This is a genomic window from Peribacillus sp. NPDC096540 (assembly GCF_050278525.1).
Classification (GTDB): Bacteria; Bacillota; Bacilli; order Bacillales; family DSM-1321; genus Peribacillus.
Map to the genome: position 1 here is coordinate 18,882 of NZ_JBNNTG010000030.1, position 12,896 is coordinate 31,777.

Below are 12,896 nucleotides of genomic sequence, written 5' to 3' on the forward strand. Positions count from 1 at the left end.
ATGGTTAAAATTGCACCATCCATTTTATCAGCTGATTTTGCAAAACTTGGAGAAGAGATTCTGGATGTGGAAAGGGGCGGTGCGGACTTTATCCATGTGGATGTCATGGATGGTCATTTCGTGCCCAATATTACGATAGGCTCATTAATTGTCGATGCTATCCGACCGGTTACAAGGCTTCCGCTTGACGTCCATTTGATGATTGAACACCCTGATCGTTATATCGAAGCATTTGCGAAAGCAGGAGCTGATTATATAACTGTGCATGTTGAGGCATGCACGCATTTGCATCGCACGGTTCAGTTAATTAAATCTTTTGGTGTGAATGCAGGCGTTGTGCTTAATCCGGCTACTCCCGCTTCTATGATTCAGCCTATCATCGAGGATATTGACATGGTGTTGTTAATGACTGTTAACCCAGGGTTTGGCGGGCAAAAGTTCATCTCTTCCGTACTTCCGAAAATTGCTGAAGTGAAGGCAATGGCAGACATTTATAATCCAAAGCTTGAAATTGAGATTGATGGCGGAGTAAATGAAGAAACGGCTAAACTTTGTATCGAACAAGGGGCAACCGTCCTTGTGGCCGGATCAGCCATATATAATCAAGAAGATCGACACGCAGCCATTCAAAGGATTCGTGGAAACTAAAAGAAAAAAGCCGACATTATCATATTCGTATGATAGTGATCGGCTTTTTTTACACAGAAAGTATGTGCTAATATTTAAAAATGATGTTTCTGTAACGATATGAAAGATAAGAATATTTTATTAAAAAGGATGATTGCATGATTATTAGTATAATGGCTGGGGGCCCTGAGTATTTGTGGCCTGATTTAAAAATATATAAAGAGATAACTGATTTGTGGGTCGGAGTCGATAGGGGAGTGTGGGCGCTGCTTGAAAATGATATAGAGCCTGGGTACGTATTCGGCGATTTTGATTCAGTTTCAGAAGATGAATACTTGAGTATTCAACAAAGACTGGAACATATCAATCTATATCCTTCTGAGAAGGATGAAACGGATCTAGAGATTGCTTTTAAATGGGCTGTAGAGCAAAAACCAAGTGAAATTCATATATTAGGTGCTACAGGAGGGAGATTGGATCATTTTCTTGGTAATATCCAGTTACTTCAGAAAGAGAGCATCCTTCCTGTTCATAAGGAAATAGATATGTACATAGTTGATAAACAAAATATATTTTCAGTAAAGATACCGGGCTCCTATAAGGTCTCTGCTTTGAAAGACAAGAAGTATATGTCCCTACTCCCTGTTACGGCAGAAGTCACCGGCATTACACTCTCAGGCTTCAAATATCCGCTAAATAACGCAAGGCTGGAGATAGGGTCGACACTCTGCATCAGCAATGAACTAATTTCTGAATGTGGGAATGTTTCATTTGAGGAAGGCATATTAATGGTGATAAGAAGCAGTGATTAAAATTCATGCTTAGAGCAGATTCGGATATATACGATCATCCTATATCTGCTTAAAAGCTTATGTTGTAATAGAAAAAATTCCACTTCATCTTATTTGTGGGATGCAAAGAGGAGGGGCATGATGAAATTTTATACGATTAAATTGCCAAAAGTTCTGGGCAGTTTGGTAAGGGCTATGCTCGGAGCGTTTAAAAAAGGCTGATACTTATCTCCACATAACACCTCTCTATTTAGGGGGGGTGTTATTTTTTCGGAATTACTGGGGGACAATGAAAAGAATAGGCAAGCCATTAATGGGTGATGACTTTCTTGAATGCGGACTAGGCCAAAACAAATAAAGCATACCCATTAAAAATGCAGCCATTTCAAATAAAAAGGCATCCTGAGAGGATGCCGTAACATTATACGCGTTCTACTTTGCCCGATTTAAGAGCTCTTGCAGAAACGTATACACGTTTAGGTTTACCGTCAACTAAAATACGTACTTTTTGAAGGTTAGCGCCCCATGTACGCTTGCTAGCGTTCATTGCGTGAGAGCGGCTGTTACCAGAACGAGTTCTTCTTCCAGTGATTACACATTTACGTGCCATGTTAAATTCCCTCCTAACTACAACAAGCTTAAGTTTTTCAAAGTCATCTTAAGTCTTTGTAAAATACTTTAATAATTTATCATACCTACCGTGAGAATGCAATACTTCAGTTAATTACTTTCAAGAAAAAAACCTTGACATACATACTTTAAAATTGAATTATAATAAGAACCGTAAGACATTTACTTTTAAAACAATAGACATTATAGTAAAATGTCTTTAGTTGATTTGATTTTTGGGAGGGAAAAGAAAATGTCTATCGAATTACAAACAAAATATGGACAAATTGATATCTCTAATGATGTGATCGCTACTGTAGCCGGCGGCGCAGCTGTGGATTGCTATGGAATTATAGGAATGGCTTCCAAAAAACAATTTAAAGACGGCATTGCCGAAATTTTAAGAAAAGAAAACTTTACTAAGGGTGTAATAGTGCGTCAAGTAGAGGAAGAAGTTCATATCGATATGTATATTATCGTGAGTTATGGAACTAAAATCTCGGAAGTTGCACATAATGTGCAATCAAAGGTAAAATACACTTTGGACAAAACTGTCGGATTAGCTGTTGAATCCGTTAACATTTTTGTCCAGGGAGTTCGTGTAACGAACCCTTAAGCAATAGGAGGAAAGTTTTGTGTCAATTACAAGTTTAAACGGAAAGCGCTTTGCAGAAATGATCATTCAAGGAGCCAATCATTTAGCAGCTAATGCCCAAATGGTTGATGCATTGAATGTTTTCCCTGTTCCGGATGGTGATACTGGAACAAATATGAATTTATCAATGACTTCCGGAGCGAAGGAAGTACAAAATAATGTGCAGGAACATATCGGGAAAGTGGGTACTTCCCTTTCAAGAGGCCTATTAATGGGTGCACGCGGTAATTCTGGGGTTATCCTTTCACAACTTTTCCGAGGTTTTGCTAAAGCGATTGAGCATAAATCGGAAATTAATAGTGAAGAATTTGCCCAAGCCTTTGAAGCAGGTGTTCAGACAGCGTATAAAGCCGTTATGAAGCCTGTTGAAGGTACCATTTTAACGGTTGCGAAAGATGCTGCAAAGCAAGCGGTTTCATCAGCAGCAAAGCACCAGGACCTTATTCAGGTAATGGAGGAAATCGTAACTGAGGCTAATGCTTCATTAAAACGCACACCGGATCTTCTTCCTGTATTAAAAGAAGTGGGAGTCGTAGACAGTGGCGGACAAGGGTTGGTTTTCGTGTATGAAGGCTTCCTCGCTGTATTGAAAGGTGAAGCTCTTCCTGTCCGTTCAGCAAATGGTCCAAGCATGGATGACTTGGTTAGTGCTGAACATCATATGAACGTACAAGGACAAATGAACACTGAAGATATCGTGTTTGGCTATTGCACAGAATTCATGGTCCGATTGGAAAGCGGCAAACTGGCTAACGATTCGTTTGATGAAGAAAAGTTCCGCAACGATTTAAGTGAATACGGAGATTCATTATTAGTCATCTCTGATGATGAAGTTGTAAAAGTGCATATTCACTCTGAACAGCCTGGTAACTGTCTTAATTATGGACAGCAATATGGTAGTTTAATCAAGTTGAAAATCGATAATATGCGAGAACAGCATACAGCGATTGTCGGTGAAACGAATGTGCCGCTTCAAACGAAGCCAAAATCGAAAGAAAAATACGGTGTTGTGTCTGTAGCGATGGGCACAGGGATCAGCGAGCTATTCAAAAGCATCGGGGCTAAATCGGTTATTGAAGGCGGACAAACGATGAACCCTAGCACAGAAGACATTGTTAAAGCAGTCGAAGAGGCGCATGCCGAACATGTCATCATCTTACCTAATAATAAAAATATTATTATGGCTGCCAATCAAGCTGCAGATGTTCTGGGAGATTATGTGACTGTTATTCCTACGAAAACAGTGCCTCAGGGCATGGCTGCATTGTTGGCTTTTAATCCATCACAAGATTCTTCTGAGAATAAAAAAGCGATGATTGAAGCCCTTTCACATGTGAAAACGGGTCAGATTACTTATGCTGTCCGGGATACGAATATTGATGGCCTTACAATCAAGACCGGAGACTTCATGGGAATCGATGAAGGAACCATCAAAGTGAAAGATAAAGACAAATCTCAGGCTGCAAAGGACCTACTTTCTGAGATGATTAATGAAGATTCCGAAATCCTGACGATTTTATATGGAGAAGATGCAACTAAAGAAGAAGTAGAGGACCTAGTTGCATTTTGTAATGAGAATTTTGAAGACGTTGAAGTTGAAGTCCATAACGGAAAACAACCGTTATATTCTTTCATTTTTTCAATTGAATAATTAAGGCATCATTAAAATAAGGGACTGATTCGTCTCTTTGTTATGAATGATACTGAAAGAATAAAAAGCAATAAACTGCATATGTCATTAGGCTATGCAGTTTATTTTTTTCGATATTAAGGGTAATAAACAGCTTGAATGGAGCGACTGTAAATTTGGGTACCATAGAAATAACTCCCAGCGTTTTTCCTTTGAGTTCAGTGCTAAAGAAGGAGGAGTAGATTATGAAATTTAGAAGTGTATTTGATATTATTGGCCCTGTAATGATTGGTCCTTCTAGCTCTCATACAGCAGGAGCTGCAAGAATCGGTAGAGTCGCCAGGAATTTATTCAACAGAGAACCAAAATGGGCCCATATTTCCTTTTATGGTTCATTTGCAAAAACCTATAAAGGCCACGGAACAGATGTAGCCATTGTGGGAGGCCTGCTTGATTTTGATACATTTGACGAGAGAATCAAAGAATCTCTTGAAATAGCTCGCAAAAAGAAAATGAAAATAACTTTTCGGGAAGAAGAAGCCGTCCCGGAACATCCCAATACTGCGAAAATAACGGTGGGAGATGATGATGGTGAACTTGAGCTTGTCGGAATATCGATTGGAGGGGGCAAGATAGAGATTATCGAATTGAATGGGTTTAAATTGAGGCTTTCTGGCCATAATCCTGCAATACTGGTTGTTCATGATGACCGTTTTGGTGCAATTGCCAATGTTTCAAACATTTTAGCTAAGCATCAAATTAATATTGGTCAGATGGAAGTGTCCCGCAAAGAGAAAGGGAAGATGGCTTTAATGACCATTGAAGTGGATCATAATCTAGAAGAACTTGTAATCGATGAAATTGCAGCACTCCCTAACATTACTCAAGTGGCAAGGATTGTCGATTAATAGGGCAATCGTTTCCACTTAGGAAGGAGAGGATAATATGTTTAGAAATGTAGCGGAATTAGTAGAATTAGCTGAATCAAAGCAGAAAAAAATATCAACTCTCATGATTGAACAGGAAATGGAAGTAACGGGTAAAAGCCGTGACCAAATTATCGAACAAATGGGAGTCAACTTGGATGTGATGGAACAGGCTGTTGAAAAGGGACTTCAAGGTGTACGTTCCGTTTCAGGCCTTACAGGTGGAGATGCAGTTCTTCTTCAGAATTACATTAAATCTGGAAATGCCTTATCAGGTGAACTGTTGTTGGATGCGGTCAGCAAAGCTGTGGCAACAAACGAAGTGAACGCAGCTATGGGAACTATTTGTGCAACACCCACTGCAGGGTCTGCTGGTGTGGTACCTGGAACCCTTTTTGCTTTGCAAAATAAATTAAAACCGAATCGGGAACAGAAAATTGAGTTTTTATTTACAGCAGGTGCGTTTGGTTTTGTTGTAGCGAATAATGCTTCCATCTCTGGAGCGGCAGGAGGCTGCCAAGCAGAAGTCGGCTCTGCTTCAGGAATGGCGGCTGCAGCAATAGTTGAATTGGCGGGAGGGACGCCAGCACAAAGTGCAGAAGCGATGGCAATTACTCTAAAGAATATGCTTGGTCTTGTGTGCGACCCGGTTGCTGGGCTCGTGGAAGTACCGTGTGTGAAGCGAAATGCAATGGGTGCAGCAAATGCAATGGTTGCCGCAGATATGGCGTTGGCAGGGATTACAAGCCGGATACCGTGTGATGAAGTCATCGATGCGATGTACAAAATCGGACAAACGATGCCGTCAGCTTTAAGAGAAACTGCACAAGGAGGTTTAGCGGCTACACCGACTGGACGGGAGTTGGAAGCTAAGATCTTTGGCTTGCCGCTAAATAAAAAGTGAGCGTTGATTTACAAGAACCTATAACAGCAGTTAAAGGCATCGGGGGGGAAACGGCTGCGGCCTTGCAGGAAATGGAGATCCATACCGTCGTAGATCTCCTTGAACATCTTCCCTATCGCTATGAAGATTATCGATTGAGAGATTTAGAAACGGTTGAACATGATGAGAGGGTTACCATAGAAGGGAAGATTCATACAGTTCCGTCTTTAGGTTACTTTGGGAAGAAAAAATCCAGGCTGACGATCAAATTACTTACAGGTAGATATTTGATAAATGTCATTTTTTTTAATCAGCCTTATCTGAAACCCAAGCTTACGATTGGCGAAACCGTCACGGTGACTGGAAAGTGGGACCGACATCGCCAAACTATTACTGGCTCCGAATGTCATGTCGGGGACCATAGCCGGGAAAAAGAGTTCGAACCCGTTTATTCTGTAAAGGGAAATATTACTGTAAAAGGGATGCGTCGTTTTATCGCCAATGCTTTTTCTCAATATGGAACCATGATTGAAGAAAATTTGCCGCCACAGCTGTTGGCCACATACAAACTGATGCCGCGTAAAGATGCACTTCGCACGATGCATTTTCCTATATCGGCTAATGATGTCAAACAGGCCCGACGCCGTTTTGTGTATGAAGAATTTTTATTTTTTCAATTGAAGATGCAGGCGCTTCGTAAAATACAGCGTGAGCAGTCAAAAGGAACTGGTCAGGACATTGATGGAAAGCAAGTGAATACATTCATAAAAACTCTACCTTTTCCTTTAACAAACGCTCAAAATAGGGTCGTCGAAGAAATTATAAATGACATGAAATCTCCTTACCGGATGAACCGTTTACTTCAAGGGGATGTTGGGTCAGGAAAAACGGTGGTTGCCGCTGTTTGCCTAAATGCAACAATTTCAGCTGGTTTCCAAGGCGCACTTATGGTCCCAACTGAAATTTTGGCTGAGCAGCACACTCAATCATTGAAGGCTATGCTAGAACCCATCGGAGTAAAGGTAGCCTTATTGACAAGTTCGGTGAAAGGCAAGAAGCGTAGAGAACTTTTACAGAATCTTGAATCCGGGGAACTAGACCTTTTGATAGGAACTCATGCATTAATCCAGGATGAAGTGAATTTTAGGAACCTCGGTCTTGTCATAACCGATGAACAACATCGATTCGGGGTAGAGCAGCGTCGTATTCTTCGTGAAAAAGGCGAAAATCCAGATGTTCTTTTTATGACGGCAACACCAATTCCGCGCACGCTCGCGATTACTGTGTTTGGAGAGATGGACGCTTCGACCATTGACGAAATGCCGGCCGGACGTAAAGTAATTGAAACGTATTGGGCGAAGCACCAAATGCTTGATCGGATTTTATCTTTTGTGGAAAAGGAACTTAAGCAGGGTAGACAGGCATACGTCATTTGTCCATTAATTGAGGAATCCGAAAAGCTTGATTCTTTACAAAATGTTCTTGATGTTCATGCAATGATGACACAATATTTTGCGAACCGTTATAAAGTAGGGCTTATGCATGGGCGTTTGCCCGCGGATGAAAAAGACGAAGTAATGCAGCAATTTAGTTCCAATGAAGTGCAAATTCTTGTCTCGACCACGGTTGTCGAAGTTGGCGTAAATGTCCCTAATGCAACGGTGATGGTCATTTATGATGCCGAGCGCTTTGGCCTATCCCAGCTACATCAGTTGCGAGGGCGAGTAGGAAGAGGAAGTGATCAGTCCTTTTGTATTCTCCTAGCTGATCCGAAGACAGAAGTCGGCAAAGAACGGATGAAAATCATGACCGAGACAAATGATGGCTTTGTCCTATCCGAGAAAGATTTAGAACTTCGAGGTCCTGGGGACTTTTTCGGCAAAAAACAAAGCGGGCTTCCTGAATTCAAAGTAGCCGACATGGTCCATGATTACCGGACCCTAGAAGTTGCTAGGACAGATGCCGCAAAATTGATTGCCTCACAAAGCTTTTGGCATTCGCCAGAATATGCACCTCTTCGGGCTTATTTGGAACAAACTGGTGTATTAAATGGAGAAAAGCTGGACTAATTAAATAAAGAAATCGTTTAACAGATTGCGAGAATTTCTACAATATCTTGCAATCTGTTTTTAAAATATATATACTACTATTAGTACCTAGTCATAATACTACGGATGGTGACCTTCAAATGCGAAGAAACAAGAAGGAACGCCAGCAATTATTAATCGAAACGATTAAACAGAATCCTTTTGTAACGGATGAGGAGCTGGCTGAAAAGTACTCGGTGAGCGTCCAGACAATTAGGCTCGACCGTCTTGAATTATCAATACCGGAGCTTCGTGAACGAATTAAAAGCGTGGCCGAGAAAAAATTCAGTGACGAAATTAGAGCTTTGCCTTTGGATGAAATCATCGGGGAAGTAATTGATCTTAATTTAGATGAAAATGCAATTTCAATTTTAGATATAAAAAAAGAGCATGTCTTTAAGCGGAATGGAATTGCGAGGGGACATCACCTTTTTGCTCAAGCAAATTCTTTAGCTGTGGCGGTTATTAATGATGAACTTGCATTAACAGCGAAAGCGTCCATTTTATTTACTCGTTCTGTTAAAGAAAATGAAAGAGTGGTAGCTAAAGCGAAGGTTAAAAACGTGGACCACACTACAGATGATCGTTCCGTGGTGGAAGTCAGAAGCTACGTGGGAAATGAACTGGTTTTTAAAGGCGAGTTCGATATGTATCGCTCTTAACTTTCTAGAAAAGGATGAAAGAACATGAAAATAACGATAGATGCAATGGGTGGCGATAATGCTCCCAAGGCACAGGTGTTAGGGGCAATGAAAGCTGTCGAGGCTTTTTCCGATGTAGAAATAACTTTGGTAGGCAATAAAGCTGAAATTAGCCCACACTTAACAGAACATAATCGGATAAGTGTTATACATACAGAAGAAAAGATATTAAGTACCGATGAACCAGTTCGTGCAGTTCGCCGCAAGAAAGGTGCTTCAATGGTATTGGCAGCTCAACAGGTGGCTGACGGAGAGGCAGATGCATGCATATCTTCCGGTAATACTGGTGCGTTAATGGCTGCAGGATTGTTTGTTGTCGGTAGAATAGAAGGTATTGAACGTCCTGCATTGGCTCCGACCTTGCCGACAATCGATGGAAAAGGTTTTGTGCTTCTTGATGTTGGTGCGAATTCCGATGCGAAACCGGAGCATCTGCTTCAATTTGCCATAATGGGTTCTGTGTATGCACAAAAAGTACGCGGTATTGAAAAGCCCCGCGTTGGACTATTGAATATCGGGACAGAAGAAAAAAAAGGGAATGAACTGACAAAGCATGCTTTCGCACTGCTGCAGCAATCATCAGAAATTTCCTTTATCGGTAATGTAGAAGCAAGGGATCTCCTTAACGGACCTGCAGATGTGGTTGTAACGGACGGCTTCACCGGAAATATGGTACTGAAAACCCTTGAAGGTACGGCTATGAGTGTTTTTAAAATGGTAAAAACAGCGTTGATGAGCAATCTGAAGAGTAAGATTGCTGCAGCACTAGTGAAACCGGAACTAAAAGGCATTAAAAATCAAATGGATTACTCAGAGTATGGTGGTGCCGGCTTATTCGGTTTGAAGGCGCCGGTCATTAAGGCACATGGATCTTCCGATGCGAACGCAATCTATAATGCAATCCGCCAGACGCGCGATATGGTTAGCCATGACGTCATTCCGACCATTGCGAAGACGATAGAAAAAGATCAATAATTTATAGAGGTAGGGGATTAACTGATGGGTAAAATTGCTTTTGTATTTCCAGGACAAGGTTCACAGTCAACAGGAATGGGTCAGAACTTATTTCAGGAAAACGAACAAGCTCAGCAAATTTTCCGAACAGCGGATGAAAAACTTGATTTTCCACTTTCTGAGCTTATCTTTAATGGACCACAACAAGAATTAACGGTAACCTACAATGCGCAACCCGCGTTATTGACCACAAGTTATGCCTTTTTTAGGGCATTAGAAGAAGAAGGAATCAAACCAGATTTTACGGCAGGACATAGTTTAGGAGAATATACTGCATTAGTAGCGTCAGGTGCAATTTCTTTCGAAGATGCCGTGTATACTGTCCGTAAGCGTGGCGAATTCATGGAGGCTGCGGTGCCAAATGGTCAAGGCTCGATGGCTGCGATTCTAGGAATGGACCGTGAAGCGCTTACTGAAGTAACTGCTGAAATAACTGCAACAGGGGAATCTGTTCAATTAGCAAATATTAATTGTCCGGGACAAATCGTCATTTCAGGGACTGCAGAAGGCGTAAAGCTGGCTAGTGCAAAAACTAAGGAAAATGGAGCAAAGCGGGCACTCCCTCTTGAAGTAAGTGGTCCGTTTCATTCAGAATTAATGAAACCGGCAGCTGAAAAATTACAGAATGTGCTTGATGAAGTGAGCTTCAAACAAGCGGAAATTCCAGTGATTTCAAATGTAACGGCAAACCCTATTACCGCTCCGGAAGAAATTAAAGAAAAATTAATTGAACAGCTGTACTCACCAGTACTATGGGAAGACTGCGTTAAAAAACTTCTTGAATTAGGTGTTGATACGTTCATCGAAGTAGGCCCTGGAAAAGTATTAGGCGGATTAATAAAGAAAATCGATCGAACTGTTCACATTTACTCAGTTTCTGATCTAGATACTCTAACTAAAACAGTTGAAGCATTGAAGGAGGTATAAGCATGATCCTAGAAGGTAAAAAAGCACTTGTAACTGGAGCGTCCCGAGGTATTGGCAGGGAAGTTGCTTTAGAACTTGCTCGACAGGGAGCAGATGTTGCTATCAATTATGCTGGCAGCGAATCGAAAGCCAATGAAGTGGTAAATGAAATCAAGGCATTGGGCCGTAAAGCATTTGCGATTCAATGTGATGTTGCAAATAGTGAATCGGTAACAAGCATGATCAAAGAAGTCGTCGAACAGTTTGGCCGAGTAGATATTCTAGTCAATAATGCTGGTATCACACGTGATAACCTACTGATGCGGATGAAAGAAGAAGAATGGGATTCAGTCATTAATACGAATTTAAAAGGTGTATTCCTTTGCACAAAAGCAGTCACTAGACAAATGATGAAGCAGCGTAGCGGAAGGATCATCAATATGGCATCAATCGTCGGCGTTAGCGGAAATGCAGGGCAGGCAAATTATGTTGCTGCTAAAGCAGGTGTGATTGGCTTGACTAAAACTACAGCCAAGGAACTTGCTTCAAGAGGGATTACGGTCAATGCGATTGCTCCTGGCTTTATCTCGACGGATATGACAGGGGAATTGTCTGAAGATGTCCAAAAAGCGATGCTGGATCAAATTCCACTGGCACGTTTTGGTGACCCTAAAGATATCGCTGCAGTGGCGTCATTCCTCGCTTCAGAGGCAAGCAAATATATGACTGGACAAACTCTTCATGTTGATGGCGGCATGGTTATGTAAGTTTTCTTTGATTTTTTTCAAAATTAATTTATAATGTTTTGAGGGGAGGTGAACAAATTGGCAGATGTATTAGAAAGAGTAACTAAAATCGTTGTAGATCGTTTGAACGTTGAAGAATCAGAAGTGAAACTTGAAGCTTCTTTCAAAGAAGATCTTGGTGCCGATTCCCTAGATGTAGTTGAACTAGTTATGGAATTTGAAGACGAGTTTGATATGGAAATTTCGGACGATGATGCTGAAAAAATCGCCACAGTAGGTGATGCTGTGAATTACATAAAAAGTACTATGTAATGAAATGTCCTTTGATTAAGCTCCGTTTTTTAACGGGGCTTTCTCTTATACTTAAAGAAGCCTGAAGTAGCGGCCGATTTTAAGGGAATGAGTATACATCCAACTGAGCCTCCGTCTGCCTAGCTGTAAGCCGGCCGGCTAGTTTTCATTAAGCGGATTATACTGTATGATGGTACATAGGAAGGCTTGACAGGAATTCCTGCCAAGTTTCTTTTTATATATTGGAAAAATATGTTTTTTGAACCGTTGTGGAGGGTTTTGTGTGATACGTAGGAACGGAAATAATCGTAAACCATCAATCAAAGACAATAAATTTAAACAATTGCAAGAAAGTTTAGGTTTCTATTTTAAAGATGAAAATTTATTGAAACAAGCTTTTACACATTCATCTTATGTGAATGAGCATCGCCGTAAGCCTTATGAAGATAACGAAAGGCTTGAATTCTTAGGAGACGCTGTACTTGAACTGACCATATCTAAATACTTGTATCAAAAATATCCGATGATGAGTGAAGGGGAGCTTACAAAATTAAGGGCTGCCATTGTCTGTGAGCCATCACTTGTTGCCTTTGCCAATAGTCTTTCTTACGGGGAATATGTATTACTTGGAAAAGGGGAAGAAATGACAGGCGGAAGAGAACGTCCTGCCATGCTTGCGGATGTATTTGAAGCTTATATAGGGGCTTTGTACCTCGATCAAGGATTAGAGCCAGTTGTGCAGTTTTTGAAAAATGTTGTATTTCCGAAGATAGACGAGGGTGCTTTTTCTCATGTGATGGATTATAAGAGCCAACTTCAAGAGCTCATCCAGCGAGATGCTATAGGTGTCCTGCAATATAAAATTTTGCATGAAAAAGGGCCAGCCCATAATCGTGAATTTGTTTCGACTGTCTCTTTGAATGGAGAAGATCTGGGCTCTGGAGTAGGAAAGTCGAAAAAAGAAGCGGAGCAGCATGCTGCCGAGCACGCATTGATAGTTTTAAAAGAAAAAAGCTCAACAAGATAGTTG

15 protein-coding genes are annotated in these 12,896 nt (G+C 41.0%); 14 read left to right on the forward strand and 1 reads right to left on the reverse strand.

The genetic code is table 11. The features are described 5' to 3' along the window. The 3 genes from rpe (at position 1) to spoVM (ending at position 1,640) form a co-directional block, all read left to right on the forward strand. Positions 1–648 carry a ribulose-phosphate 3-epimerase gene (rpe, locus tag ACQKMR_RS21590; protein WP_427699162.1) on the forward strand — a complete coding sequence of 216 codons (648 nt, stop codon included), beginning with the start codon at positions 1–3 and terminating at the stop codon, positions 646–648. A gap of 137 nt (positions 649–785) precedes the next feature. Beyond that, complete coding sequence (locus tag ACQKMR_RS21595) at positions 786–1,439, forward strand: thiamine diphosphokinase (protein WP_427699163.1); 654 nt, start codon at positions 786–788, stop codon at positions 1,437–1,439. A gap of 120 nt (positions 1,440–1,559) precedes the next feature. Continuing rightward, entirely contained in the window at positions 1,560–1,640 is an 81-nt protein-coding gene (gene spoVM / locus ACQKMR_RS21600; protein ID WP_034313769.1) for a stage V sporulation protein SpoVM, read from the forward strand. A 199-nt stretch (positions 1,641–1,839) separates the two neighbouring features. On the opposite strand, the gene rpmB is transcribed toward spoVM, so the two are convergent. After that, complete coding sequence (rpmB, locus tag ACQKMR_RS21605; RefSeq protein WP_034313767.1) at positions 1,840–2,028, reverse strand: 50S ribosomal protein L28; 189 nt, start codon at positions 2,026–2,028, stop codon at positions 1,840–1,842. Between the two features lie 252 nt (positions 2,029–2,280). Here rpmB and ACQKMR_RS21610 point away from each other — a divergent pair, with 252 nt between their 5' ends. From ACQKMR_RS21610 to rnc, 11 genes are all read left to right on the forward strand, one after another. After that, on the forward strand, positions 2,281–2,643 hold the full coding sequence (locus tag ACQKMR_RS21610; RefSeq protein ID WP_053345282.1) for an Asp23/Gls24 family envelope stress response protein: 363 nt from the start codon (positions 2,281–2,283) through the stop codon (positions 2,641–2,643). A gap of 19 nt (positions 2,644–2,662) precedes the next feature. Further along, positions 2,663–4,333 (forward strand): DAK2 domain-containing protein, encoded by a 1,671-nt coding sequence (locus ACQKMR_RS21615; protein WP_427699164.1) that lies wholly within the window; start codon positions 2,663–2,665, stop codon positions 4,331–4,333. A gap of 224 nt (positions 4,334–4,557) precedes the next feature. Continuing rightward, positions 4,558–5,220 (forward strand): L-serine ammonia-lyase, iron-sulfur-dependent subunit beta, encoded by a 663-nt coding sequence (gene sdaAB / locus ACQKMR_RS21620; RefSeq protein ID WP_427699165.1) that lies wholly within the window; start codon positions 4,558–4,560, stop codon positions 5,218–5,220. A 37-nt stretch (positions 5,221–5,257) separates the two neighbouring features. After that, complete coding sequence (sdaAA, locus tag ACQKMR_RS21625) at positions 5,258–6,142, forward strand: L-serine ammonia-lyase, iron-sulfur-dependent, subunit alpha (protein ID WP_427699166.1); 885 nt, start codon at positions 5,258–5,260, stop codon at positions 6,140–6,142. Further along, positions 6,139–8,190 carry an ATP-dependent DNA helicase RecG gene (gene recG / locus ACQKMR_RS21630; RefSeq protein ID WP_427699167.1) on the forward strand — a complete coding sequence of 684 codons (2,052 nt, stop codon included), beginning with the start codon at positions 6,139–6,141 and terminating at the stop codon, positions 8,188–8,190. The genes sdaAA and recG overlap by 4 nt, the downstream gene beginning before the upstream one ends. Positions 8,191–8,309: 119 nt before the next feature. After that, positions 8,310–8,870: a transcription factor FapR gene (gene fapR / locus ACQKMR_RS21635; protein WP_427699168.1), complete on the forward strand. Its 561-nt coding sequence runs from the start codon at positions 8,310–8,312 to the stop codon at positions 8,868–8,870. 24 nt (positions 8,871–8,894) lie between these two features. Next, entirely contained in the window at positions 8,895–9,884 is a 990-nt protein-coding gene (gene plsX / locus ACQKMR_RS21640) for a phosphate acyltransferase PlsX (RefSeq protein ID WP_427699169.1), read from the forward strand. A gap of 24 nt (positions 9,885–9,908) precedes the next feature. After that, positions 9,909–10,850, forward strand: a complete 942-nt coding sequence (gene fabD, locus ACQKMR_RS21645) for an ACP S-malonyltransferase (RefSeq protein ID WP_427699170.1) — start codon at positions 9,909–9,911, stop codon at positions 10,848–10,850. 2 nt (positions 10,851–10,852) lie between these two features. Then, positions 10,853–11,596: a 3-oxoacyl-[acyl-carrier-protein] reductase gene (gene fabG / locus ACQKMR_RS21650; protein WP_427699171.1), complete on the forward strand. Its 744-nt coding sequence runs from the start codon at positions 10,853–10,855 to the stop codon at positions 11,594–11,596. Positions 11,597–11,653: 57 nt separating this feature from the next. Beyond that, the gene (locus tag ACQKMR_RS21655; protein WP_053345291.1) at positions 11,654–11,887 is read left to right on the forward strand and encodes an acyl carrier protein; all 234 of its coding nucleotides are present in this window, start codon (positions 11,654–11,656) and stop codon (positions 11,885–11,887) included. Between the two features lie 265 nt (positions 11,888–12,152). Then, the gene (gene rnc / locus ACQKMR_RS21660) at positions 12,153–12,893 is read left to right on the forward strand and encodes a ribonuclease III (RefSeq protein WP_427699195.1); all 741 of its coding nucleotides are present in this window, start codon (positions 12,153–12,155) and stop codon (positions 12,891–12,893) included. Positions 12,894–12,896: the final 3 nt, after the last annotated feature.